Here is a 22,097-nt window from a genome sequence, read left to right on the forward strand (position 1 = left end):
AAATCGCTTATGTACCGTACCGCACGCATCACCTTGTTGGGTCTGGTCGTTGGCCTGAGTGCCTGTGCTGTCCAGCATCCGGCACCGCCTCACAGCCAGGATCCGATTCTTAACCTGCCGGGTGGCCAACAGCCCGGCGCGCCGCGTCCGAGTACCGCACCTTCGGAGCCTGCCAAGGCACCTGCCGCAGCGCCGAAGACCTCGGCCAGCTTCGCGCCGCCACCGGGTGGCGGCAGCCATTGGGACCCGCGCCTGGGCGTGTACGTGATGGACGATCAGCCCAACACTTTCTATCGCCAGCGCACCTATTACCAGTGGAATGACGGCTGGAGCTGGGCAACCAGCCCCAACGGTCCGTGGCAGGCGACCGATGTCAGTGGTGTACCGGCAGGGCTGGGCAAACAGTTCAGTAAATGATTCAGGCTTCAACAAAAACGGCGACCTCGAAGGTCGCCGTTTTGCATTGCCTGAGCGGCTTATTTACCCGGATAGATCTGGTCGAACACCCCACCATCGATGAAATGGGTCTTCTGCACCGTGCGCCAGTCACCGAAGGTTTTCTCCACCGAGAGGAAGTCCACTTTCGGGAAGCGATCGGTGTACTTGGCCAGCACCGCCGGATCACGTGGGCGCAGGTAGTTTTTGGCAGCGATTTCCTGGCCTTCCGGGGACCACAGGTAGTTGAGGTATTCCTCAGCCAGGAGGCGGGAGCCTTTCTTGTCCACGACCTTGTCGACCACACTCACCGGTGGCTCGGCTTCTGCCGACACGGAGGGATAAACCACTTCGAACTGATCGCGACCGAATTCGCGGGCAATCATTTCCGCTTCATTCTCGAAGGTGACCAGCACGTCGCCGATCTGGTTGGTCATGAATGTCGTGGTCGCGCCACGGCCGCCGGTATCAAGCACCGGCACATGGCTGAACAGATCACCGACGAATTTCTTCGCCGCCGCTTCATCGCCACCTTTTTTCAGGGTGTAACCCCATGCCGAGAGGTAGGTGTAGCGACCGTTGCCCGAGGTTTTCGGGTTGGGCACGATGACTTCCACGCCATCCTTGATCAGGTCCGGCCAGTCTTTGAGGGCCTTCGGATTGCCCTTGCGCACAATGAACACCGTGGCCGACGTGAAGGGCGCGCTGTGGTTCGGCAGGCGGCTGACCCAGTCTTTCGGCACCAGCTCGCCGTTGTCGGCCAAGGCGTTGATGTCGGTGGCCATGTTCATGGTGATCACGTCAGCCGGCAGCCCGTCGATGACCGAGCGCGCCTGCTTGCTCGACCCGCCGAAGGACATCTGCACGGTCACCTCTTCATTCTTCTCGGCTTTCCAGTGTTTCTGGAAGGCGCTGTTGTAGTCCTTGTAGAAATCACGCATCACGTCATAAGAGACGTTGAGCAGCGTTGGAGCTGCCTGGGCAGCGCTGGCAAAAGCCAGGCCGGCGGCCAGTAGCGAGGCGGCGAAGAGTTTATTCACTGCAGGGTCCTTGAGATGAAGAGTCGTGTGACAAGCCTGATGGCGTAATGCCGCGACACTATCAGCATCGCGCCTGCGGTTTAAAGACCGAAAAGATCTTTGCTTATGCCTTGTGCTCGGTTTTTTTGAACAATTGATTGCCACATCTTGAGCAGAACGCCGCGCCATGCTCGTGAAGGTTTTTCGAGCACACGGGGCAGTCGTGTTTCAGTTGCTCGCCGCGCATGGCATTGGCCAGCTCGGCGGTGAATATCCCGGTAGGCACGGCGATGATTGAGTAGCCGGTAATCATCACCAGCGAAGAGAGCATCTGGCCGAGCGGGGTCTTGGGCACGATATCGCCAAAGCCCACCGTCGTCAGGGTCACGATAGCCCAGTAAATGCCCTTGGGAATACTGGTGAAGCCATGCTCTGGGCCTTCGATCACGTACATCAGCGTGCCGAACACCGTGACCAGTGTAGACACGGTGACCAGAAACACGATGATCTTCTGCTTGCTGCCACGCAGCGCCGCCAGCAAATAGTTGGCCTGGCGCAGGTAGGTGCCGAGCTTGAGCACCCTGAAGATCCGCAGCATACGGATGATCCGCACGATCAGCAGGTATTGCGCATCGCTGTAATAGATCGACAGCACGCCGGGCACGATGGCCAGCAGGTCCACCAGCCCGTAGAAACTGAATGCGTACTTCAGCGGCCGTGGCGAGCAATAGAGGCGCAGGATGTATTCGATGGCGAACATCAGCGTAAAGCCCCATTCGATCCATGCGAAAAGCATCGCGTAATCACGATGAATACTCTCGATGCTGTCGATGATAGTGACCAGCAGACTGAGCAGAATCGCGACCAGCACCGCCTTGTCAAACATCCGCCCGGCAGGCGTATTGGCCTCGAAAATAACAATATGCAACCGCTCGCGGCGGCTGAGAGAGCTGTCCATGGTGCTTCCCGAATCAAAGATCGGGTGAGCCTAGGAGCATGGATCGGCAAGTGCAAGCACACAAGCGAGCTTGCTCGCGAAGAGGTCGTTACAGCCGCGTAAAGGTGACCTGAGCCGACCCCCAATCCACCTGATATCGCAGAACCGCCGTGTGACGCAGTGCATCACGAACTACATTCCCACGCTGGAGCGTGTGAACGATAATCCGGGTAGTGACTGACACGGGGAGTAAACATGCAGTATGCAGGCGAAGGCTTTTCTCTCAGGATATTGGCATTTGATGATGCCGAGCTGATCAGCCGTTATGAAAACACCCATCGCCAGCATCTGCAGCCCTGGGAACCGCTAAGGGACGATGACTATTTCATCCTCGAAAACACCCGATCAAGGGTCCAGCAGCAATGGGAAAGCATGCAGACCGGCAGCGCGGTCTTTTTCCTCATAACAGCTCCGGGCGGCGAATTGCTGGGACGCTGCAGCTACACCAACATCGTGAGAGGCGCTTTCCAGGCCTGCAACCTCGGCTTCTCACTGGCAGAAACCGCTCAGGGGCGTGGCTTGATGAAAAGATCGCTGGAAGTCACCAATCGCTACTGTTTCGAACAGATGGGGCTGCATCGAATTATGGCCAGCCACATGCCAGCCAATGTACGCAGCGAGCGACTTCTGCAATCACTCGGCTTCGAAAAGGAAGGGCACGCGCGCGCCTACCTGAAAATTGCCGGTGTCTGGGAAAATCATGTCCTCAGAGCACTGATCAATCCGAACCACGCCTGATGGCGTGGCGAACGCGCATCCTACTGCTGCGCCACGTCATCCTTCTCCCAGCCGCCGCCGAGAGCCAGAAACAGATTGATCTGCCCCATCGCCACCTGCGTGTTGGCCTCTGCCATCTGCGCGCGTACGTCGGTGTAAGTGCGCGTGGCTTGCAGGTCGGCGAGGAACGAGGCGCGCCCGGCCTGATAGAAGCGGTGCGTCTGGTCAGCCGCTTCTTTGGCAGATTGCTCGGCTTCTCTGAGAGCGTCGCGGCGGTCGAGCAGGGCGGTGTATTGCGCCAGGCCAGTCTGGGTTTCACGGATGGCGTTGAGCACCACACCATCAAAGCGCGCAAGGGCCGCCTGCGCCGAGGCTTCGGCTTGATGGATGCGGGCGCGCGAGCCATTTGAAGGGATGGTCCAGTTCAGCAGCGGGCCGAAGCCCCAGCGATTGGCCGCCGGTTTGCCGAGGTTCTCGATCAGGCCGGTGGTGCCAATGCTCGCGCCGATGCTGATGTCCGGATACAACTCGCCGGTGGCAACGCCGATCTCGGCAGTCGACATCGCCAGATGGCGTTCAGCCTGACGCACATCCGGGCGGCGTTTGAGCAGTGCTGCGCCGTCGCCCACAGGAATGACCTGCGCAATCTGCGGCAACTGGTTGCAGGCGCTTACCCCGGCGGGCAGTTGCTCGACAGGTTTGGCCAGCAACATCGACAGGCGAAACATCGCGGCCTGACGGCGCGCTTCGTAACGGGGCATTTCGGCGCGCAATGACTTGAACTGCGTCTGCGAACGAGTGACCTGGGTTTCATCGCCACGCCCGGCATCGCGCAGGCGCTGGTTGAGGGTCACGCTCTGTTGTTGCAGGTCCAGCGATTCGCGGGCGATATCGAGCTCTTCGTTGGCGGCACAAATCTGCGTGTAGGCGCGCACCACATCGGCGACCACTGTGATACGTGCCGTATCCACCGCCGCCTGATTGGCATCGACATTGGCCTGCGCCGCCTCGATGCCACGCTGCAAGGTGCCGAACAGATCGAACTGGTACGAAGTGGTCAGACCCACGTCGCCGACATTGGCCACCGGCACCTTGTCGGTCAGCAGAAACGCCTCGCCGGACTCCTGCACGCGCTGAGCGCCGATCTTCGCGCCGTTGGTAAAGCCGCCAGCCGCCTCGGCTTCCGAGGTCTGATAGCGAGCACGCTGCAGGTTGGCGGCGGCGATGCGCAGGTCGGTATTGGAAGCGATGGCCTGGCGCACCAGCTCATCCAGCCGCGCATCCTGATACAGACGCCACCAGTGCGCCGGCACCGGGGCGGAAACCGTGTTGACCGAGCGGCCCGCCAGTTCACCCTGCAGGTCCGGACGGTTGATCGCGCCCTCCTTGGGCAACCGGTAATCCGGGCCGACCATCTGGCAGGCCGACAGCACGGCGGTAAAGCCGAGCGCGGCCACGCGTAAAGCACGTTTCATCGGCTGCGCTCCTGCGTGTCGTCGATGATCGACACCGTCGCGGTACGTCCGGCAATCATGCGGAAGTCGGCGGGCACGTCATCGAAGGCGATCCGCACTGGAATCCGCTGCGCCAGACGCACCCAGCTGAAAGCCGGGTTGACGTTGGGCAGCAGGTTCGAGCCACTGCTGCGGTCGCGGTCTTCGATACCGGCAACGATGCTCACCACATGGCCGGTCAGCCGCGCGTTGTCGCCGATGACGCGGATGTCGACGCCCTGGCCGACATGGATGCCATCGAGCTTGGTTTCCTCGAAATAGCCGTCGATGTGGAACGACGTCGAATCAACCACCGAAAGCACTGGACGCCCGGCAGTGACGAACTCATGTTCGCGGGGCGCGCGGTCGTTGAGGTAGCCGTCCACCGGGCTGCGTATCACCGAGCGATCCAGGTTCAACTGCGCGGCGTCCACTGCAACCTTTGATTCGCCCAGTGCGGAAAGGGCTCGGGCTTCGCGTGACTGGCTTTCTTCCAGTTGTTCGCGGGCGACCAGATTGCCCAGGCCACGGTTACGTTTGTTCTCACGGCGTGCCTGCTCCCAGGTTTCCTGACGTTCGGCGACCGTCGCCTGCGCCTGGCGCAGTGCCAGACGGAAGCGGTCCTGATCGATGGTGAATAGGACCTGGCCCTTGTGCACGGGCTGGTTGTCAGTGACTTCGACCTTCTGGATCAGCCCGGAGACGTCCGGTGCGAGTTGCACGATGTCGGCGCGGATATGCCCGTCTCGCGTCCACGGTGCATACATGTAATACATCACCATGCGCCATACGACCACGGCGGCCAGGGTGACAACCAGCAGGGTCAGGACCACGCGGCCCAGTGTCAGTATCGGTTTTTTCATGTCATCAGGTATCGACTTAGAGTATCCACGGCGCCGAGCAACAAAGCGTATAGACCTACGTTGAACAAAGCCCGGTGCCAGACCAGACGGTAGAAGTGGGCACGCGACAGCACCGCATGCACGACAAGAAACAGCAGATAGGCGATGCCCATCATCGCCAGAAACGTGGGGATGAAGATCCCGCTGATATCCAGATCACCGATCACAGGGGCGCTCCATCGATGTTATGCGGCAGTTGCTCGGTCAGTTCCCCGCCCACGGTGACGATTTCGACCCCCGGCAGCAGCGCCAGGCGCAGGCCGCTGAGAGCATGCAGCAGGTGCAGTCGGGCCGGGTTGTCGCCCATCTCCTGATCGGTCAGTGAACGGCGTGCGCGGTCCATGGCCATCAGCAGGCCTCTGGGCGCGGGCAGTCGTTCACCGGCCTTGCGGCACTGTTTGAAATAGCCGCTGACTTCGTCGATCACCTGACGCAGCAATACCTGAGCCGCGGGCGTGGCGCGGCGGGTGTAGGCCAGCAGGTCGAGCATGTTCAGCGCGACACGCAGCTCACGCAGGGCAATCCCGGTGTCCTGAGCGGTGAGCGTCAGGCGCGGCAATTGCTGCATCAGGCGGTCGAGCATTTGCACGCCCATGCGCCGGTGTTCGGACAGAGAAGCGTTTTCACTGAGGCTGGCGATGTCACGCCAGCTGAAACGGGTCAGACGCTTGACGGCCAGTTCGACGCCGAACGGGCGGAACACCAGGGTCCAGATGAAGGCGAACAACAGCCCGGCAGGACCCGCCAGGTTGGAGTTGAGGAAGTTCATGAAGTCCGCGTCATAAGCGCTCTGGATGCTGATGAACGACGAGGTGTTGACGATGGTCAGCAGCGTGCCGAGAAAGAAGCGCGGTTGCACGGTCAGGGTACCGACGCAAATGAACGGCACGGAAAAGGCCAGCACCAGCATCGGGAAGTCATGCAGGTTGGGCAGCACCACGAACAGGTACAGGCTGGCGAACACTACCGAGAGCAGGGTCCAGAAGAAGAACCGGTAGATTTGCGGAGCAGGGTCGTCCATGGCAGCGAAGAAGCTGCACGACACCGCTGCCAGTGCCACGGCACTTGCGCCGTCTTTCCAGCCGAGCAGAATCCATAACACCGACGCAGCAATGATCGCCAGTACTGTCGAAGTCACCGAATAGAGCATCAGGCCGCGGTCGAGAAACGGGGTCAACCGGCCCAGGCGCCAGTGGCGATAGACCGCGCGCCACTGTGACTGATCGTCGGTCTTGATCGCGTATTGCAGGGTTCGGCAATCCAGCCACAGGTCGATCCACTCACCCAGCCTGAACAGCGTATTGGATAGCAGCAGTTGATCGCGATCGTCCAGTTGCGCGGAATCTGGTTGCAGGCTCTGCAAGTCGTGGTGCAACTGTTGCCATCCTTCCAACTGCGGCGCGTCGGCAGTGCTTTCGAGCCAGTCACAAGCCTTTTGCAACAAGGGCTTGATGCTGGCCAGCAGCTCGGGCGTGCGCCGCTCCAGCGCCCACAGCGCGTCATCCAGCGCATCGATGACCGGCAAGAGGTGGATCATCCGGCCGCGCAGTTCATTGGCGTTGCGCACGGTTTGCTTACGGGCGCCTTCGTGGCTCAACTGGCCGATCATCATTTCCAGCGAGTTGAAGCTGCCGACCATCGAATTGCGCAGCGTGCCGATTTCTTCGGGCTGACAGGTACGGCTGATAAAGCGCTGACTGTAGGTCGCGGCATCACTGAACCATTTCTCCGTGGTGGCCTGAAACACAGGTGCCAGGCGCCTGGGCCAGAACATCGCACCTACGACGGCGGCGCAGATGATGCCGAGAAAAATCTCTTCGGTACGCGACACCGCGATGTCGAACACAGCCTGCGGGTTGTCGACCACCGGCAGCGAAATCAGCGGCATGGTGTAGCCGGCCAACATCAGGGCGTAGCTGTTGGCGGTGCGCAAGTGCAGGGACAGAAACAACAGGGTCCCGGTCCACAGCCCGACCACGATGGCCAGCAACAAGGGCGTTTGTACGAACATAGGCACCAGCAGCACCGACGCCGCTGCACCGGCCAACGTCCCGGCCGCTCTGTACAGCGCCTTGGAGCTGGTCGGGCCGACGAAGGGGCTGGAGACGATGTACACCGTGGCCATCGCCCAGTAGGGGCGGGGCATTTCCATCAACAATGCGATGTACAGCGCCAGCATCGACGCGCCGAAGGTGCGCACACCGTAGAACCAGTCACGTGCCGGCGGAACGCTGGAGAAAAATCCGTTCAAGCCTGGCCCCCGTGTTCGCGCTGCGCCGCATCAGCAAAGGCCTGTAACACACGCAAGGTGGCCTCCAGATCGGCAGGCTGCAGACCTTGCAGCACTTCGGCGCGCAAGCGGGTCAGCTCGGCTTCGATGGAGCAGGCCAGTGCGCGACCTTTGCGAGTCAGGCTCAAGGCCTTGGCGCGGCGGTCATTCGGGTCTTCAGTGCGGCAAACGATATCGGCCTTGCACAACTGGTCGAGCAGACGCACCAGCGTCGGGCTCTCCATGCCAGCCGCCTGGGCGACTTTCACCTGATGTGCGCCATCGCCCAGACGCGCAATGGCCAGCAACGGACCTGCGCAGGCTTCGGAAATGCCATAGGTCACCAGCGTGTTCTGGCAGATGCGTCGCCATTGGCGAGACGCGGCCACCAGGCCACTGCTGATTGTCCGATGCAGGGATTCGACAGACATGGAAACACCAGGAATTTAGTTAGGAGCGATATTGTTAGCAGGGAGATAAATAGCTTGCTAACTAATATCCCGTAACAACTGCTTACAGTCAACCCGAAGCCGCCCGGCGGAGGCGCTTTTTTAACCCGGCGAAAGCGTATTTCGAGGCGGCGTAGCGTTGATGAAGGGGCGCCTTTGTCAGTTTCAAGTGCCATAAGTTCATTTTCCATGAAGATAATTGCTACCGTCTGTCGGTAATTTGCGGCTTTTTGCGCTGTATCGGCCTCGATACATTCAAAAAAATGACGCGCTTCGCAAAACACTTCTTCACGTTAATCAACGCTTGCAGCTTGGTGGTGGCACATAGCTTCATCGCAACAATTGATATCGCAATGATGGCATCGGCTATATTTAGACGTTTTGTTGACGCCAAAGCATTGTCGATGCTGTTTAAAAAATAAACGATTCAGCCGATAGTCTGGATGACCAAACGGGCCAGCACACCCGTTCCAGAGCCATTCAGTTGGTGCGCGATGCGCACCTTGCGAGCTACGCCATGATCGACCTTGCTACCTGGAATCTCTCCGTCCCTGTCGGAAGCCCTGCGACCATCATCGAAACCCCCAAATTGGTAAAGGGCTATCGGGATGGCTATTTCCAGTCCGGGGATACGCTGTTCTTCTGGGCACCGGTGACGGGTTCAACCACCGAAAACGCCAAGTACCCGCGTTCCGAATTGCGCGAGACGACGTCGGACGGAAGAGTCTTCAACTGGGCCTACTCCAGTGCCGACAACTTTCTGCGCGCGACCCTGGAAGTCGATCAGGTGCCTTCCAGCGGCAAGATCGTGATCGGTCAGATTCACTGCTACCAGAGCACCGAACCGCTGCTGAAGGTGGAGTATCAGTACAAGGAGAAGCTGCAGACCGGCAATATCGTCGCCAAGTTTCGTCGTACGCCGGACTCGGAAATCGAGGTCATCAACATCGCCCAGGGTGTGCCGCTCAATAAGCAGTTCAACTACACCATCAACCTATCGCCGTCTGGCGATCTGACGGTGAATGCCTTCGACGCAGTCTGGTACGCCAAGCTGGATTCAGCCTGGGCCAGCAAACTGTTCTATTTCAAGGCAGGGGTCTACACCCAGGACAACACCGGCTACACCACGGAAGGCGGCTCGGCCACGTTCTACAAGCTGGCCATTGCCCACGAGAAAAAGAATTGATCCTTTCGCGCCGCAGGCTTCAGGCCGCCGGGAATATCAGACTGAAGCAGATTCTGCCGACGGCGGGTTGAGCGACTTCGACCCGACCGCCGTGCAGTTGCATGATTGCCGTGACGATCGCCAGCCCCAGGCCGTTGGAATCCGAACGCTCATGGCGTGAGGCATCACCGCGATAGAAACGATCAAACAAGCGTGCGAGCGTGGCTTCCGGCAGCACCGGTCCACGGTTCTCCACATCGATCTTCCAGTGCCTGTCCACAGCCGTCACCTGCATCAGAATCTCGCTGTCTTCATCGGCGTAGCGGATCGCATTGGCGACCAGATTGCTCAATGCACGCCGTAGCAAAATCGGATCGGCCTGCAACGTACCTTGTCCATGGGGGCTCAGGGTCAGGTTGCGTTCTTCGGCCAGCCCTTCGAAATAGCCGGCAACCCGTTGCAGTTCATCATGCAGATCCAGCGATTGACGCTCCAGAGCGGCCTGGGCTTCGTCCGCCCGTGCCAGAAACAGGATGCTTTCCACCAGCCGAGAGATGCGCTCCAGCTCTTCCAGATTGGAGGCCAGCAGCGCCTGATATTCATCGGCGCTGCGGTTCTGGCGCAAGGCAACCTGACAATGGCCCATCAGCGAGCCGACCGGTGTGCGGATTTCGTGGGCCAGATCGGCAGAGAACTGCATCAGGCGTCGGTAGCCATCGTCCAGACGGTCAAGCATGGCGTTGAAGGCGTCGCTCAATTGTTGCAGCTCGACGGGCGTATCACGGCTGTCGAGGCGTTTGTGCAGGCTGGCGGGGGTGATTGCGGCGGCATGGGCAGCCATTCTTCGCAGTGGACGCAAGCCGCGACGCAGCAGTACATAACCCAGGGCTGCGGTGATCAGAAACGCCAGGGCCACGGCTATATAGATGCGCTGACGGAAGCTGGCGAGCATGGCCATTTCCTTGACCATCAAATGCGCTGCCTGCAAACGTACTTCGACACCGTTGGACATCACCTGTACGGCAGCAGCGCGCAACGGCACGCCTTGCAGGCTCATGCCGCTGCGCAGGTCATCGACACGCAGCGGTTGGTCCTGCGCCACGGTCGGCAGTTCCGGCAAGGGCGCGTGCTGCGGGTTGACGGAGATAACCGGTGACTTGCCCGGCTCGCCGATGATGAAGATGTCTTCTTCGCTGTCGAGCATGTTCTCGAACAGCTGCGGGCTGCCCTTGAGGTTGTCCATGGTCAGGTCATAGCGCAGCAGCTTGCGAAAGTGGTCCAGTCGCGCGAGCACGGCATGGTCACTGCGTTGCATCACTGTTGCTTCGATTGACTGATACAGATACAGGCCGGCACCGCTGACGGTGAGCATCGCCACCAGGGCAAATGCCAGGGTCGAGCGCAGGGTCAGGGAAGGCTGGCGTCGCATGGCCGTACCTCGCACACATAACCAATGCCGCGCACGGTGTGGATGAGCTTGACCGGGTAGGGCAGGTCGACCTTGCTGCGCAGACGCTTGATGGCGACGTCGACGACATTGGTGTCGCTGTCGAAATTCATGTCCCAGACTTCCGAGGCAATCTGTGCCCTGGACAGTACGTCGCCTTCGCGGCGCAATAACAGGTGCAGCAGGGCGAACTCCTTGTTGGTCAGCACGATAACCTGTTGCTGACGCGTCACCCGGCGGCGCAACAGGTCCAGTTCCAGATCGGCCAGATGAAAATGGTCCGCCTCGCGCACCACGCCCCGGCGCAGGATGGTGCGGATGCGCAGCAGCAGTTCAGTGAAGGAAAATGGCTTGACCAGATAATCGTCGGCGCCCAGTTCCAGGCCGCGAATCCGGTCCTGCAACTGGTCGCGCGCGGTGAGAAACAGCACCGGCACGTCCTGCCGGGCGCGCAGTACTTCGATGATTTGCCAGCCGTCGATGCCTGGCAGCATCACGTCCAGCACGATCAGGTCGTAGCGGTTTTCCAGCGCCAGGTGCAGGCCGTCGGCCCCGTGCTGGGTCCAGTCCACCTTGTAGCCGGACTCACCCAGACCCTTCTTCAGGTACTCGCCGGTTTTGGTGTCGTCTTCAATCAGCAGGATATGCATCGTTTTGTCCGCTACGCTTTTGCCTGCACCCATGGTGCGCCGATGCCGGAGTCTAACCAGTTGCCGACGAGGTGTCCGGCGAATGACAAAAATGTCATTGCCCGGTCATTCTGCGGTGCCGGTAACGGTGCAAGGATGGGTTTCAGATATCAACTGCCAAGGAAGTACCGATGAAGACTGCACTCTCTACTACGTTCGGCCTGCTGTTGCTCAGCGCTGCTGTCATGACTCAGGCTGCTGACATGAAGGTGGTTAAACCGATGCGCGGGACCGTCGACAGCGTAAGCGCCGACACCCTCGATTTCACCACCCGCTCGGGTCAGCACGAAAGTATCAAGCTGACTGACAAGACCGGTATTCGTCTTGTGTCCGAAGCTGACTTCAAGCAAATCAAAGGCGACAGTTTTGTCGGTTCGGCTGCCATCCCGCAGGCGGACGGTACACTGAAAGCGCTGGAGGTGACCGTTTTTGAAGCCAGCCTCAAAGGCAGCGGCGAAGGTCACTATGGCTGGGAAAACGCTGATGGCAGCACCGGCACCATGACCAATGGCACCGTTGGCACGTTGGCTGGCACCGATGGCCGCACGCTGACCGTCAAATACGAGGGTGGCGAGAAGAAGCTGGTGGTGCCGCAGGATGTGCCTATCGCCTACGTCGAGCCAGGCAAGGTTGATCAGTTGACCAAGGGCGCCAAGGTCGTGGTGTTCCCGGCTGACGACGGCAAGTCTGCTCGTGGTGTGGCAGTCGGCAAGGACGGGTTTACCCCGCCGATGTAATCACCGCCAGGGCTGTCAGGGGCGCAAGGCTGCCCCTGACAGCCTTTTCCATGCCTGATCAGAGGGATCTCGACATGAAAACCCGCCCCATTCATCCGTGGCCGGTGCGCCTGACGCACTGGGTCAATGCCGTGGGCATGGTCTGTATGTTCATGAGCGGTTGGGCGATCTACAACGCATCGCCACTGATGCCGTTCACCTTTCCCAAATTCCTGACACTCGGCGGCTGGCTGGGCGGTTCCATTGCCTGGCACTTCGCGGTGATGTGGCTGTTGGTCATCAACGGTCTGATTTATGTGCTGTATGGCGTGTTCAGCCGCCATTTCAAACGCGACCTGCTGCCGGTCCGGCCGTCCGAAGTGACGCGTGACATGAGTGACGCGTTGCGTTTTCGACTGGTCCACGTCAAAGGCCGTTACAACGCGGTGCAACGGCTGATGTACTGGCTGGTGCTGGCCATGGGTGTGTTGGTGGTGCTGTCCGGCCTGGCCATCTGGAAACCGGTGCAGTTTCAGGGGCTGGTCAGTCTGCTGGGCGGATTCGATTTCGCCCGTTGGGTACATTTCGGGGCGATGACCGCCATCGGCGCATTTGTCATCGTCCATCTGCTGCTGGTCGTGCTGGTGCCCAGTACTTTGCTGCCGATGATTACCGGCGGCCGCCAGCCGAACGAAGACGGAACTGCGCAATCATGAACGAACCACGTAAACGCATCACTCAGCGTATCCGCCTGGAGCCCGCGCAGGAGCGTCAACTGATCGATATTCAGCGCCGCTCGTTTCTGCGCGCGGGGCTGACCGTGGGCGCGATGTCGATGCTCACGGGCTGCAACCTGCAGGATGGCGATCAGGTCGACAAGGTGCTGTGGGCCATGTCGCGCTGGAATGACCGGGTTCAGGCCTGGCTGTTCAATGGCCAGAAGCTGGCGCCGACCTACAGCAAGGCGCAGTTGACCAACCCGTTCCCGTTCAATGCCTTCTACCCTGAGTACAACGTGCCGGAGCTGGATCTTTCCGATTACCAGCTGGCGGTGTCGGGGCTGGTGCGGGACAAGCAGCCATGGACGCTGGGGGCGCTGCGCAAACTGCCGCAACGCACGGACATCACGCGGTTGATCTGTATCGAGGGCTGGAGCGCGATAGGGCAGTGGGGCGGTGTGCCGTTGAAGACCTTCCTGGAGTACATCGGCGCTGATACGACGGCGCGCTTTGTCGGTTTCAAGTGCGCTGACCGCTATTACTCGAGCCTGGATATGCCCACTGCGCTGCATCCGCAGACGTTGCTGGCGCTGGACTTCGGTGAAGTGGCGCTGCCACCTGATTACGGTTACCCGTTGCGGGTGCGGGTGCCGACCAAGCTGGGTTTCAAGAATCCCAAGCACATCGTCGAGATTTTCGTCAGCAACGAGAATCCTGGGGGGTATTGGGAGGATCAGGGGTACAACTGGTTCAGCGGGATCTAGGAGCGGACGCAGAGCGTCGCACGATGGCGGTAGTGAGATTATCGTTCCTCACGCTCCAGCGTGGGAATGCCGTTCGTGACGCTCTGCGTCACACAGCGGTTCTGTGGTGTCAGGTGGATGTAGGCTCGACTCAAGTCACCTTTTCGCCCCTCGGCGAGTTACTTTGATGAGGCCAAAGTAACCAAAGCCTTTCGCTCCGGTTTCCGGCCCGACTTCGTCGGGTTCCTTCGCCCTGTCACTGATCCGGGGGTCGCCGCAACGGGCCATCCATGGCCCGGTGCGGCTAGCCTGGCGTCCTGCCAGGCTACCCCCGGATCAGCGCCAGGACTCAGCCGTCACTGACGTCGCAATTTGCGTTGTCTGTGCCATCGTGGTTGAAAAGCATTTCGGTGGTAGTTAATACGTTTTTGACTATCGTTCCTCACGCTCCGCGTGGGAATGCCGTTCGTGACGCTCTGCGTCACATGGCGGTTTTTTCTTTGTCAGGTGGATTGAGGTTCGGCTCAGGTCACCTTTTCGCCCCTCGGCGCCTTACTTTGAGGGACCAAAGTAAGCAAAGTCCCAGCTCCGGTTTCCGGCCCGACTTCGTCGGGTTCCTTCGCCCTGGCACTGACGTCGCACTCTGCGTCGTCAGTGCCATCGCGTTAAAAAGCGCTTTCAGGCGCGGCGTTTCAGGTCAGTTCAGGCCCAGTTTGCCGCGCAGGGTCGAGAGGTCTTCTGCCAGGGTGTTGACCGGGCCGACCAGGGCTTTGCGGTCGTTCTCTTTGACTTTGTCGTAGGTTTCAAAGCCACCGTCCTTGGTTTTGTACTTGGCGAGGATTTTGTCCACGGTGGCGAAGTTCTTGTCGACTTTGCTGGAGAAGGCCTTGTCCTGTTGTTCGATCTGCGGGCGGAACAGGTCGACGATTTTTTTCGCGCCGTCGATGTTGCCCTGGAAGTCATACAGGTCGGTGTGGCTGTAACGGTCTTCTTCGCCGGAGATCTTGGTCGCTGCCACTTCTTCCAGCAGGGCTGCGGCGCCGCCGACGACTTTTTCCGGCGGGAAGGTCAGGTCGGCCACGCGCTTTTCCAGGTCCTTGACGTCGCTCAACAGCTTGTCGGCGATAGGGCCCTGATCTTTTGTGGTGTTCTGCGAGAACAGCGCATATTCCAGACGATGGAAGCCGGTGAAGTCTTCCGCCGTCACGCCTTGTTCATGGTCGTCGACGCGTGAGTCGATGGATGCGTCCAGGTCACTGAACAGTTCGGCAATCGGTTCTACCGACTCGTAGTACACGCGGGTCGGAGCGTAGAGCTTCTTGGCCGTTGCGATGTCGCCTTTCTTCACGGCATCGGTGAATTTCTGGGTGTGGCTGACCAGCTCTTCAATGTTCTCGGTCACGTAGATCTTGTAGTCCGACACCGGGCCTACCAGATCCAGCGGCGCGGTGGCGGCAAAGGCCGCCAGCGGGGTCTGGAGCAGGCCAAGGGTCAGGAGCAAAGCCAGGGGCGTCTTTTTCATGAGTGTCTTCCGGGTCGGGAGTGGATAGGTCATGCGTTTTTAGTGGGCGCTACGGCCGCCAGCAGCGAGCGACCGATGAAATCCTGGTCGCCGGTTACCCCCGGCAGGGTGAAGAAATAGCCGCCTCCGATTGGTTTGAGGTATTCCTCCAGCGGCTCGCCGTTAAGCCGGCTCTGTACCGTAATGAAGCCTTTTTCCAGATCGGCCTGGTAGCAGATGAACAGCAGGCCCATGTCCAACTGACCGTTCTTGTTAACCCCATTGGAGTAATTGAACGGGCGGCGCAGGATCAGGTTGCGCTGGCTTTCGGCAGTACGCGGGTTGGCCAGGCGGATGTGCGAATCCAGCCGGGTTTTCTTGCCTTCCGGGTCGGCCGCATAGTTGGGCACATCGCTCTCGACCTTGCCGTCCATGGGCGCGCCGGTGCTTTTGCTGCGGCCGAAAATCGATTCCTGCTCCTGCAGCGGCGTGCGGTCCCAGCGCTCGACGAAGTTGCGGATGATGCGCACCGCCTGATAGCTGCCATTGGCGGCCCAGGCCGGTTCATCGCTGCCCGGCTGCACCCAGACCAGCTCGTTCATGGTCTTCTGGTTGTTGGAATCCGGGTTCGCCGAACCGTCCCGGAAACCCAGGAAGTTGCGCGCGCTTTCCGGCGGCTGACCGGGTTTCTTCGGTGCCTGGGGCGGCACGGTGCCTTCCTGTTTCCAGCGCACCAGCAGCAGGTCGGGCAGGTTCTTGACGATGTCGCGCAGCGCATGGATGTTGCTGTCGGCAGTGTTGGCGCAGAACTGGATGCTCAGGTCGCCGTGGCAACTGGCCGGATCCAGCGCATCGTTGGGGAAACCGGTCATGCGGCTCAAGCGTTTCGGCTTGACCGGGGCCAGACCAAAACGCTCATCGAACAGCGATTCGCCCACCGACACGGTGATGGTCAGGTTGTCCGGGGTCACCACCGGACCGAGAATGCCCGAGTCCAGCGGTGGCAGTTTCGGATCGATCTCCGGCACCGGGCCACCGGTCATCAGGAACGCGATGCGCTCGTTCAGCGTGCGAAACAGGCGTTCCAGGTCCTCACGGTCGGCGGCCAGAACATCGAATGCCACAAGCATGCCCGCGGCCGGGCGCGGGTTGACGATGCCGCTCTGATGCTGGCCGTGAAACTCGTTGTGATCCTGCGTTTTTTCACTGTTCGGCGCTTCGGCGACTTGTGCAGGTGCTGCGGCAAGTACGTTGCCACTCAGGCTGCTGCCAGCCAGCGCGGCCCCTGCAGCGCCGAGCCCCATCAGCACGCGGCGGCGTTGCAGGGAGGCCGGAGCGTTGGTTGTTTCTGGATTGCTGTCCGGATTTTTCATCGTGATGTGCTGTGCTCCAGTAAATCAGAGGCCGGAGAGGCCGAGTGCCGGGTCGATGCCATTGAGTGCGTCAGCCAGAGCGCCAGCCTTGGCGGCGATCTGCTTGCGCTGCGCCTCATCCACCTGGTCGTAGGGGCGCACACCACCATCAGCGCTGCTCAATGCATCGAGCGTGGTGTCCAGATCCGCCATGGCGGCGTCGATCTTCTGCAACAGATCGCCTGCACTGCGGCTCAGCAACGGACGCAGCAGGTCGACGATCTTGCGGGTGCCGTCCAGGTTGGCGGCAAAACCGTTCAGGTCGCTGTGGCTGTAACGTTCCTCTTCGCCGTTGCTGCGTGCCTCAGCCAGGCTACGCAGTGTGCGAGTGGCAATAGCCGCCAGCTGTTCGGGCGCCAGCGATTGCGCCATCAACTGTTGCTTGAGCTGGGTGACATCGGTTTGCAGACGCTGCGCGATCGGCGCCAAGCCCTCGACGCTGTGTTGCTCGTACAGGCCGTATTCGATGCGGTGAAAGCCGCCGAAGCCGGGGTCCTGTTCACGTTTCTCGTAATAGTCGGCGCGGGCGTTGATTGCGTTGTCCAGTTCGGCCAGGCGCTGCGCCGCCGGTGCAATGCGCTGGTAGGCGGCGCGGGCGGGCAGGTAGGCCGCCTGGGCAGCGCTCAGGTCGCCGGCATCGATGGCCTGTTGCAGGGCGTTGACTGCCTTGATTAGCGCCGAACTCTGCAGGCTCAGGTACACGCGGTATTCGGAGAGCGGCCCGATGAAGGCGGTCATGGACGGACGCGCCTTGGCCTTGGCGTCGGACTCTGCGGTCGGCGTGACATGCAAGGTGCCGCGCGGATTGCTCAGCAGACCGCAGGTAATCGCGTAATCGCCGGGTGCCAGGTTGGCATTGATCACCTGGCTTAGCCCAGGTGCGATGTTTTCCCGTTCTTCAATCACCAGCACGCCATCGAGGATTTCCCATTCGACGGCGCGCTCCGAGCGGTTGACGATGCGGAAGGCGTTCTTGCCCGCCGCGACCGTCAAGGCGTTCGGTTCGCAGTTGTGGGCGTGGATATTGACCACGGTTTCAGTACCGGCATTGGCCGCGCGCTTTTTGGCCGCGACCTGCGAGGCGTAGTAGAACAGCCCGCCGGCGGCGATCATCAGGATCACTGAGCCGGCGACTGCCAATCGCAGGACACGGGGCGGCCGGGCTTTCCCGGAAGGCCCTGAGGGACGGTTAGACATGGAGGCCCTTATTCGTTCGTAACAGAAGATGTGTTTGGCTGCATGACCTTGCCAGTCGTCGGTGTGTGCGGCTTGAAGAACAGCAGCAGTGCCCCGATCAGGTAAATCAGGTAGGCACTCAGGGTGCTGACCGTCGGCGCGTCCTGATAACCGAACATGCCCGCCAGTACCGAACCGGCAGGGCCGTCCATCGGCAGCAGCGCACTGATGTCGAAGACCACCTCCTGCAGGTGATTCCAGACGCCGGCTTCATGCAGTGCCTGAACGGAGTTGGCGAGAATGCCCGCCGCTACCACCAGAATGAACAAACCGGTCCAGCGGAAAAACAGGCTCAGGTTCAGACGCATGCTGCCGCTGTAGATGGCTACGCCGAAACCGACCGCCAGCAACAGGCCGAGCAGCGCACCCAATGGCGCGCCGGAGCCTTCGCTCTGCTGGAACACGGCGAGCAGAAAGAATACGGTTTCCAGCCCTTCGCGGGCCACGGCAAAAAACACCATGGCGATCAGCGCGTAGGTCTGGTTTTTCGAGCCGGTGAGGGCCGCGTCGAGTGATTCGTGCAGCGCATGCTTGATCGACCGCGCGACCTTTCTCATCCAGAACACCATGGAGCTGAGAATGCCGACCGCGATCAGGCCGACGATCCCTTCGAACAGTTCCTGCTGCTTCTGTGGGAACTCGGCGCTCATCAACTCAAGCCCGCCACCGACGAACAGCGAGAGCGCGGCGGCCAGAAATACGCCGATCCACACCGCAGGCATCCACTCGCCGCGGCCGGTCTGCTTCAGGTAACTGGCGATAATGCCAACGATAAGCGCGGCTTCGATGCCTTCGCGCAGCATGATCAAAAAGGGAACGAGCATATCTCACCGAGTCAAAGCTGTAGGGTGAAGGTGTCTCGGCATGTCGTAGGCCGGAAACACTGCGTAACATAATGATACTCATTCTTGAATGCGTGTAGTTGTTTTTTATCGGGATTGCGTTTTTGAAAAGTCGTTCAGGTCAGGTTCAGCTAATCGATCACGGTTTTCTGGACGTTCCGCGGTCTTCGGAAATCAGCGATCATTTTCAACACCCCTGTAAACCGTGGTTGCCCCTCTGACCGCTTTATTCCGGAAATCATCATGTCATCAGAATCAGACAGCGCTGACCGCAGGCATGCCGAGGCGGTCGCTGCGCTCAGGTCCATAGACCCGCAATGGCAGTCGCTGATTGACCAGGTCGGCCCCTGTCTGCACCCGGTCAGTGCAGCGCAGGACCCGTTTCAGGCGCTGGTCAAGGCCGTCGCCTACCAGCAATTGCATGCCAGGGCAGGCGATGCGATGGTCATGAGGTTGCGTGCGCTTTTTGTGGATGACAGCTTCCCGGGGGCGCATTCACTGGTCGAGCTGGATGATCAGGCACTGCGCTCTTGTGGGTTCTCGGCGTCCAAATGCCGGGCGATCAAGGCGATTGCCGCTGCGCGAGTGGACGGTCTGGTGCCTGAGGTCAGTGCGGCGCTGGCCATGGGCAACGAAGCGCTGGTCGAACGCCTGATCCAACTGCCTGGTGTGGGGCGCTGGACCGTGGAGATGATGCTCATTTACGGGCTCGGTCAGCTGGATGTGATGCCCGCCAGCGACTTCGGCGTGTGCGAAGGCTACCGGCGACTGTATGCTCTGGAACTCAAACCGTCGCACCGGCAAATGGCCCGGCTTGCCGAGCGCTTCGCGCCTTACCGAACCATTGCTGCCTGGTATCTGTGGCGAGTGCCGGCCGATTTCAGCGAAAACGGCTCATCTCGAATTTGAAAGCAAGAGTCGGAGTGCCCGGTGGCCCTGACAGGCGCAGGCTTATCGAAACTCAAGGCAGGCTCGACCATGGACAGCACAGAACGCACCCAACCGGCACGCGCCCCGCGCACTGAAGACGACCCGCGCTGGGACATTCTGGTCAATCGGCGTTCACACGCTGGCGCTGACTTCGTTTATGGCGTGCTGACCACCGGCATCTATTGCAACCCTTGCAGTCCGACACGCCTTCCGCGTCCGGAGAACGTGGTGTTTTTTGACAGTGCGCGCGACGCCGAGGCTGCCGGGTTTCGCCCGTCCCTGCGCAATGCCAGCGACCCGAATGCGCTGCAACTCAGGCACGCAGAAGTCGTTGCCCAAGCCTGCAGACTGATCGATGCCGCCGAATCGATGCCCAATCTGACCGAGCTCGCCGAGCAGGTCGGGATGAGCGGTTTTCATTTTCACCGTATTTTCAAAAGGCTGACCGGGCTGACGCCCAGGGCCTACAGCGTCGCCTCGTTACGCTCGCGGGTGAAAACTCAGCTCTCAGAGGACGTAAGCATTACCCGTGCGTTGTACGAGGCGGGCTACAACTCCAACAGTCGTTTCTATGAGGCTTCGCAGAACATGCTCGGCATGAAACCTTCTGAATACCGCGCGGGCGGCGCCAATGTCGATATCAGGTTCGCCCTGGGTGAAAGTTCGCTGGGTTCGATTCTGGTGGCCACCAGCAGCAAGGGCATCTGTGCGATTTCGCTCGGTGATGACCCGCATGCGCTGATCCAAGCTTTCCAGGACCAGTTTCCCAATGCCAACCTGATCGGTGCAGACGCAGCGTTCGAACAACTGGTTGCCGAGGTCGTGGGTTTTGTCGAATCACCCGCGACCGGCCTGGCGCTGCCACTGGATATCCGCGGCACGGTGTTTCAGGAGCGGGTCTGGCAGGCGCTCAGGGACATTCCCGCTGGATCGACGGCCACCTACACGCAGATCGCGGCGCAGATAGGACTGCCCAGTGCAGTCCGTGCGGTTGCCAACGCCTGCGGTGCGAACAAGCTTGCGGTGGCCATTCCCTGTCACCGGGTGGTGCGCAGTGATGGATCGTTGTCGGGCTATCGCTGGGGCGTCGAGCGCAAGCGCAAGCTGCTTGAACTCGAAGCGGCCGAGCAGGCAGGGCTGTTTTCAGGGAGTTGAGCAGCAGCCCATTTTCTGCAGAATCCGATAGGCCAGTTTCACCCGCTCCTCGTTCGGGTAGTTTTTGTTGGCGAGGATGGCAATCCCCAGCTGCTGCTCCGGAATGAACGCCACATAGCCACCGAAACCGTTGGTTGATCCGGTTTTGTTGACCCAGACCGAAGATTGCGCTGCCTGCGGCGGCTCGATCATTTCGGCTTTGACCGTGTTCAGCATGGCGCTGGCATTGCCCTCAAGCAGCGTCTCCAGACGCACCGGCAGCGGATACTGTTCCCAGATCAGGTCCTGAGTCATGCCGCCGACCTTGAAATAGCCGGTCCTTGTATCGCGCAGGGCTTTTTGCAGTGCTGCGTCGTTTTGACCGAGGCTGATGTTCGCTTCGATAAAACGGAGTACGTCCCGGGCACTCGATTTCACGCCATAGGCTTGCGCCGCCAGCGGACCTGGATTGACCCTGACCGGCTCGTCGAGCTTGTTGTAGCCCTGCGCATACAGCGCCTGTTTTTCATCGGGCACGTTGATATAGGTATTACTCAGACCCAGCGCTGGAAACAGCCGCTGCTGCAGGGCTGTTTCATACGGCAGCTTCATGCTGCGCGCCGCAACCATGCCGAGCAGGCCCACACTGGGGTTGGCGTAGGTGCGATGGGTGCCGGATAGATATTCGGGCTGCCACGCCTTGAAATATTCCATTAACTGACGGGCGTTGTGCACTTTATCCGGCACCTGAAGCGGGAAGCCGCCAGCCGTGTGAGTGCCCAGATGGAAAACCGGCACCTTGCCCAGTCGCGTAGCCTGCAACTGCGGAATATAGCTGTCGATGCTTTGCGTCAGCGACAGCTGCCCATTGGCCTGTGCCCAGGTAGCGAGGGTGGCGGTGAAGGTCTTGCTGATCGAGCCAAGTTCAAACAGCGTATCGCGGGTGACTGGCTGGCCAGTGGCTTTTGACGCGACGCCGTATGCGTAGAACTGCTGTTTGCCCTGGTGAGTGACGGCGATCGCCAGGCCCGCGATATGATTTTCCTGCATCACTTTGCTGGCTTCTGCCCGCACGAATGCGTCGACAGCCACGGTGTCGTCGTCTGCAACAGCCACCGCACTGGCCAGCAGAAGTCCTGTGCAGAGCAGCGTTCCATTCCATTGCATTGGGTTATTCCTTGTTGTTTTGGGGCATGGGCCGATCATCAGAGAGCCTTCCTGGGAGCCCCTCCGTGGTGGTCGGTCGTCAAAGGTTTGCGTAATATGCCCACTTTTTTGCGCT

22 protein-coding genes are annotated in these 22,097 nt (G+C 60.3%); 8 read left to right on the plus strand and 14 right to left on the minus strand.

Annotated elements, in window-relative coordinates; genetic code table 11:
• Positions 1-9 precede the first annotated feature (9 nt).
• Positions 10-417 (plus strand): hypothetical protein, encoded by a 408-nt coding sequence (locus BT119_RS21640; RefSeq protein ID WP_003370296.1) that lies wholly within the window; start codon positions 10-12, stop codon positions 415-417.
• 59 nt (positions 418-476) lie between these two features.
• Here BT119_RS21640 and BT119_RS21645 read toward each other — a convergent pair whose 3' ends face one another.
• On the minus strand, positions 477-1,475 hold the full coding sequence (locus BT119_RS21645; RefSeq protein ID WP_058397967.1) for a sulfate ABC transporter substrate-binding protein: 999 nt from the start codon (positions 1,473-1,475) through the stop codon (positions 477-479).
• Positions 1,476-1,578: 103 nt separating this feature from the next.
• Positions 1,579-2,412, minus strand: coding sequence for an ion transporter (locus BT119_RS21650; protein ID WP_003370300.1), 834 nt, complete (start codon positions 2,410-2,412; stop codon positions 1,579-1,581).
• Positions 2,413-2,646: 234 nt separating this feature from the next.
• Here BT119_RS21650 and BT119_RS21655 point away from each other — a divergent pair, with 234 nt between their 5' ends.
• Positions 2,647-3,189 carry a GNAT family N-acetyltransferase gene (locus tag BT119_RS21655; RefSeq protein WP_072366902.1) on the plus strand — a complete coding sequence of 181 codons (543 nt, stop codon included), beginning with the start codon at positions 2,647-2,649 and terminating at the stop codon, positions 3,187-3,189.
• 20 nt (positions 3,190-3,209) lie between these two features.
• Here the strand turns inward: BT119_RS21655 and BT119_RS21660 are convergent, their stop codons facing one another.
• The 5 genes from BT119_RS21660 to BT119_RS21680 are packed head-to-tail and all read right to left on the minus strand — an operon-like array spanning position 3,210 to position 8,263.
• The gene (locus BT119_RS21660; RefSeq protein WP_072366903.1) at positions 3,210-4,643 is read right to left on the minus strand and encodes an efflux transporter outer membrane subunit; all 1,434 of its coding nucleotides are present in this window, start codon (positions 4,641-4,643) and stop codon (positions 3,210-3,212) included.
• Positions 4,640-5,524, minus strand: a complete 885-nt coding sequence (locus BT119_RS21665; protein ID WP_003436207.1) for an efflux RND transporter periplasmic adaptor subunit — start codon at positions 5,522-5,524, stop codon at positions 4,640-4,642. Before BT119_RS21665 ends, BT119_RS21660 begins: the two co-directional genes overlap by 4 nt.
• Positions 5,521-5,730, minus strand: a complete 210-nt coding sequence (locus tag BT119_RS21670) for a DUF1656 domain-containing protein (RefSeq protein ID WP_003315925.1) — start codon at positions 5,728-5,730, stop codon at positions 5,521-5,523. The genes BT119_RS21665 and BT119_RS21670 overlap by 4 nt, the downstream gene beginning before the upstream one ends.
• The gene (locus BT119_RS21675) at positions 5,727-7,814 is read right to left on the minus strand and encodes an FUSC family protein (RefSeq protein WP_072366904.1); all 2,088 of its coding nucleotides are present in this window, start codon (positions 7,812-7,814) and stop codon (positions 5,727-5,729) included. The genes BT119_RS21670 and BT119_RS21675 overlap by 4 nt, the downstream gene beginning before the upstream one ends.
• Complete coding sequence (locus BT119_RS21680) at positions 7,811-8,263, minus strand: MarR family winged helix-turn-helix transcriptional regulator (protein ID WP_003305524.1); 453 nt, start codon at positions 8,261-8,263, stop codon at positions 7,811-7,813. The genes BT119_RS21675 and BT119_RS21680 overlap by 4 nt, the downstream gene beginning before the upstream one ends.
• Positions 8,264-8,798: 535 nt before the next feature.
• On the opposite strand from BT119_RS21680, the gene BT119_RS21685 reads away from it, so the two are divergent.
• Positions 8,799-9,467, plus strand: coding sequence for a polysaccharide lyase family 7 protein (locus BT119_RS21685; RefSeq protein WP_011268396.1), 669 nt, complete (start codon positions 8,799-8,801; stop codon positions 9,465-9,467).
• Positions 9,468-9,486: 19 nt separating this feature from the next.
• Here BT119_RS21685 and BT119_RS21690 read toward each other — a convergent pair whose 3' ends face one another.
• Both BT119_RS21690 and BT119_RS21695 read right to left on the minus strand, forming a co-directional pair.
• Positions 9,487-10,875 (minus strand): heavy metal sensor histidine kinase, encoded by a 1,389-nt coding sequence (locus BT119_RS21690; RefSeq protein ID WP_044308510.1) that lies wholly within the window; start codon positions 10,873-10,875, stop codon positions 9,487-9,489.
• Positions 10,854-11,543 carry a heavy metal response regulator transcription factor gene (locus tag BT119_RS21695; protein WP_002554192.1) on the minus strand — a complete coding sequence of 230 codons (690 nt, stop codon included), beginning with the start codon at positions 11,541-11,543 and terminating at the stop codon, positions 10,854-10,856. Before BT119_RS21695 ends, BT119_RS21690 begins: the two co-directional genes overlap by 22 nt.
• A 170-nt stretch (positions 11,544-11,713) precedes the next feature.
• On the opposite strand from BT119_RS21695, the gene BT119_RS21700 reads away from it, so the two are divergent.
• The 3 genes from BT119_RS21700 to BT119_RS21710 all read left to right on the plus strand — a co-directional run bounded on the left by BT119_RS21700 (position 11,714) and on the right by BT119_RS21710 (position 13,781).
• Entirely contained in the window at positions 11,714-12,319 is a 606-nt protein-coding gene (locus tag BT119_RS21700) for a hypothetical protein (protein ID WP_002554191.1), read from the plus strand.
• Positions 12,320-12,393: 74 nt separating this feature from the next.
• Complete coding sequence (locus BT119_RS21705; RefSeq protein ID WP_003370324.1) at positions 12,394-13,014, plus strand: cytochrome b/b6 domain-containing protein; 621 nt, start codon at positions 12,394-12,396, stop codon at positions 13,012-13,014.
• Positions 13,011-13,781, plus strand: a complete 771-nt coding sequence (locus BT119_RS21710; protein WP_003370326.1) for a molybdopterin-dependent oxidoreductase — start codon at positions 13,011-13,013, stop codon at positions 13,779-13,781. Before BT119_RS21705 ends, BT119_RS21710 begins: the two co-directional genes overlap by 4 nt.
• Before the next feature lie 676 nt (positions 13,782-14,457).
• Here the strand turns inward: BT119_RS21710 and efeO (BT119_RS21725) are convergent.
• From efeO (BT119_RS21725) to efeU, 4 genes are read right to left on the minus strand one after another with little or no spacing between them, the layout of a single operon-like run.
• The gene (efeO, locus tag BT119_RS21725; protein ID WP_003370329.1) at positions 14,458-15,282 is read right to left on the minus strand and encodes an iron uptake system protein EfeO; all 825 of its coding nucleotides are present in this window, start codon (positions 15,280-15,282) and stop codon (positions 14,458-14,460) included.
• A 29-nt stretch (positions 15,283-15,311) separates the two neighbouring features.
• Positions 15,312-16,634, minus strand: coding sequence for an iron uptake transporter deferrochelatase/peroxidase subunit (gene efeB, locus BT119_RS21730; RefSeq protein ID WP_003370331.1), 1,323 nt, complete (start codon positions 16,632-16,634; stop codon positions 15,312-15,314).
• A gap of 24 nt (positions 16,635-16,658) precedes the next feature.
• Entirely contained in the window at positions 16,659-17,870 is a 1,212-nt protein-coding gene (efeO, locus tag BT119_RS21735; RefSeq protein ID WP_072366906.1) for an iron uptake system protein EfeO, read from the minus strand.
• An 8-nt stretch (positions 17,871-17,878) separates the two neighbouring features.
• Complete coding sequence (gene efeU, locus BT119_RS21740) at positions 17,879-18,733, minus strand: iron uptake transporter permease EfeU (protein ID WP_003370335.1); 855 nt, start codon at positions 18,731-18,733, stop codon at positions 17,879-17,881.
• A gap of 261 nt (positions 18,734-18,994) precedes the next feature.
• Between efeU and BT119_RS21745 the strand changes: the two genes are divergently transcribed.
• On the plus strand, positions 18,995-19,660 hold the full coding sequence (locus BT119_RS21745) for a DNA-3-methyladenine glycosylase family protein (protein WP_072366907.1): 666 nt from the start codon (positions 18,995-18,997) through the stop codon (positions 19,658-19,660).
• A gap of 69 nt (positions 19,661-19,729) precedes the next feature.
• The gene (gene ada / locus BT119_RS21750; protein ID WP_072366908.1) at positions 19,730-20,836 is read left to right on the plus strand and encodes a bifunctional DNA-binding transcriptional regulator/O6-methylguanine-DNA methyltransferase Ada; all 1,107 of its coding nucleotides are present in this window, start codon (positions 19,730-19,732) and stop codon (positions 20,834-20,836) included.
• Here ada and ampC read toward each other — a convergent pair.
• Entirely contained in the window at positions 20,825-21,982 is a 1,158-nt protein-coding gene (gene ampC / locus BT119_RS21755; RefSeq protein WP_072366909.1) for a class C beta-lactamase, read from the minus strand. The genes ada and ampC overlap by 12 nt on opposite strands.
• Positions 21,983-22,097: the final 115 nt, after the last annotated feature.

It is taken from the genome of Pseudomonas sp. NFACC10-1 (genome assembly GCF_900119195.1).
Taxonomy (GTDB): Bacteria; Pseudomonadota; Gammaproteobacteria; order Pseudomonadales; family Pseudomonadaceae; genus Aquipseudomonas; species Aquipseudomonas cerasi.

Coding starts and splice junctions, on each gene's coding strand:
- BT119_RS21660 (WP_072366903.1), bottom strand. CDS start 4,643: ATGAAACGTGCTTTACGCGTGGCCGCGCTCGGCTTTACCGCCGTGCTG.
- efeO (WP_003370329.1), bottom strand. CDS start 15,282: ATGAAAAAGACGCCCCTGGCTTTGCTCCTGACCCTTGGCCTGCTCCAG.
- efeB (WP_003370331.1), bottom strand. CDS start 16,634: ATGAAAAATCCGGACAGCAATCCAGAAACAACCAACGCTCCGGCCTCC.
- efeO (WP_072366906.1), bottom strand. CDS start 17,870: ATGTCTAACCGTCCCTCAGGGCCTTCCGGGAAAGCCCGGCCGCCCCGT.
- BT119_RS21745 (WP_072366907.1), top strand. CDS start 18,995: ATGTCATCAGAATCAGACAGCGCTGACCGCAGGCATGCCGAGGCGGTC.
- BT119_RS21695 (WP_002554192.1), bottom strand. CDS start 11,543: ATGCATATCCTGCTGATTGAAGACGACACCAAAACCGGCGAGTACCTG.
- efeU (WP_003370335.1), bottom strand. CDS start 18,733: ATGCTCGTTCCCTTTTTGATCATGCTGCGCGAAGGCATCGAAGCCGCG.
- BT119_RS21655 (WP_072366902.1), top strand. CDS start 2,647: ATGCAGTATGCAGGCGAAGGCTTTTCTCTCAGGATATTGGCATTTGAT.
- BT119_RS21685 (WP_011268396.1), top strand. CDS start 8,799: ATGATCGACCTTGCTACCTGGAATCTCTCCGTCCCTGTCGGAAGCCCT.
- BT119_RS21680 (WP_003305524.1), bottom strand. CDS start 8,263: ATGTCTGTCGAATCCCTGCATCGGACAATCAGCAGTGGCCTGGTGGCC.
- BT119_RS21665 (WP_003436207.1), bottom strand. CDS start 5,524: ATGAAAAAACCGATACTGACACTGGGCCGCGTGGTCCTGACCCTGCTG.
- BT119_RS21650 (WP_003370300.1), bottom strand. CDS start 2,412: ATGGACAGCTCTCTCAGCCGCCGCGAGCGGTTGCATATTGTTATTTTC.
- BT119_RS21700 (WP_002554191.1), top strand. CDS start 11,714: ATGAAGACTGCACTCTCTACTACGTTCGGCCTGCTGTTGCTCAGCGCT.
- BT119_RS21640 (WP_003370296.1), top strand. CDS start 10: ATGTACCGTACCGCACGCATCACCTTGTTGGGTCTGGTCGTTGGCCTG.
- BT119_RS21710 (WP_003370326.1), top strand. CDS start 13,011: ATGAACGAACCACGTAAACGCATCACTCAGCGTATCCGCCTGGAGCCC.
- BT119_RS21705 (WP_003370324.1), top strand. CDS start 12,394: ATGAAAACCCGCCCCATTCATCCGTGGCCGGTGCGCCTGACGCACTGG.
- BT119_RS21690 (WP_044308510.1), bottom strand. CDS start 10,875: ATGCGACGCCAGCCTTCCCTGACCCTGCGCTCGACCCTGGCATTTGCC.
- ada (WP_072366908.1), top strand. CDS start 19,730: ATGGACAGCACAGAACGCACCCAACCGGCACGCGCCCCGCGCACTGAA.
- ampC (WP_072366909.1), bottom strand. CDS start 21,982: ATGCAATGGAATGGAACGCTGCTCTGCACAGGACTTCTGCTGGCCAGT.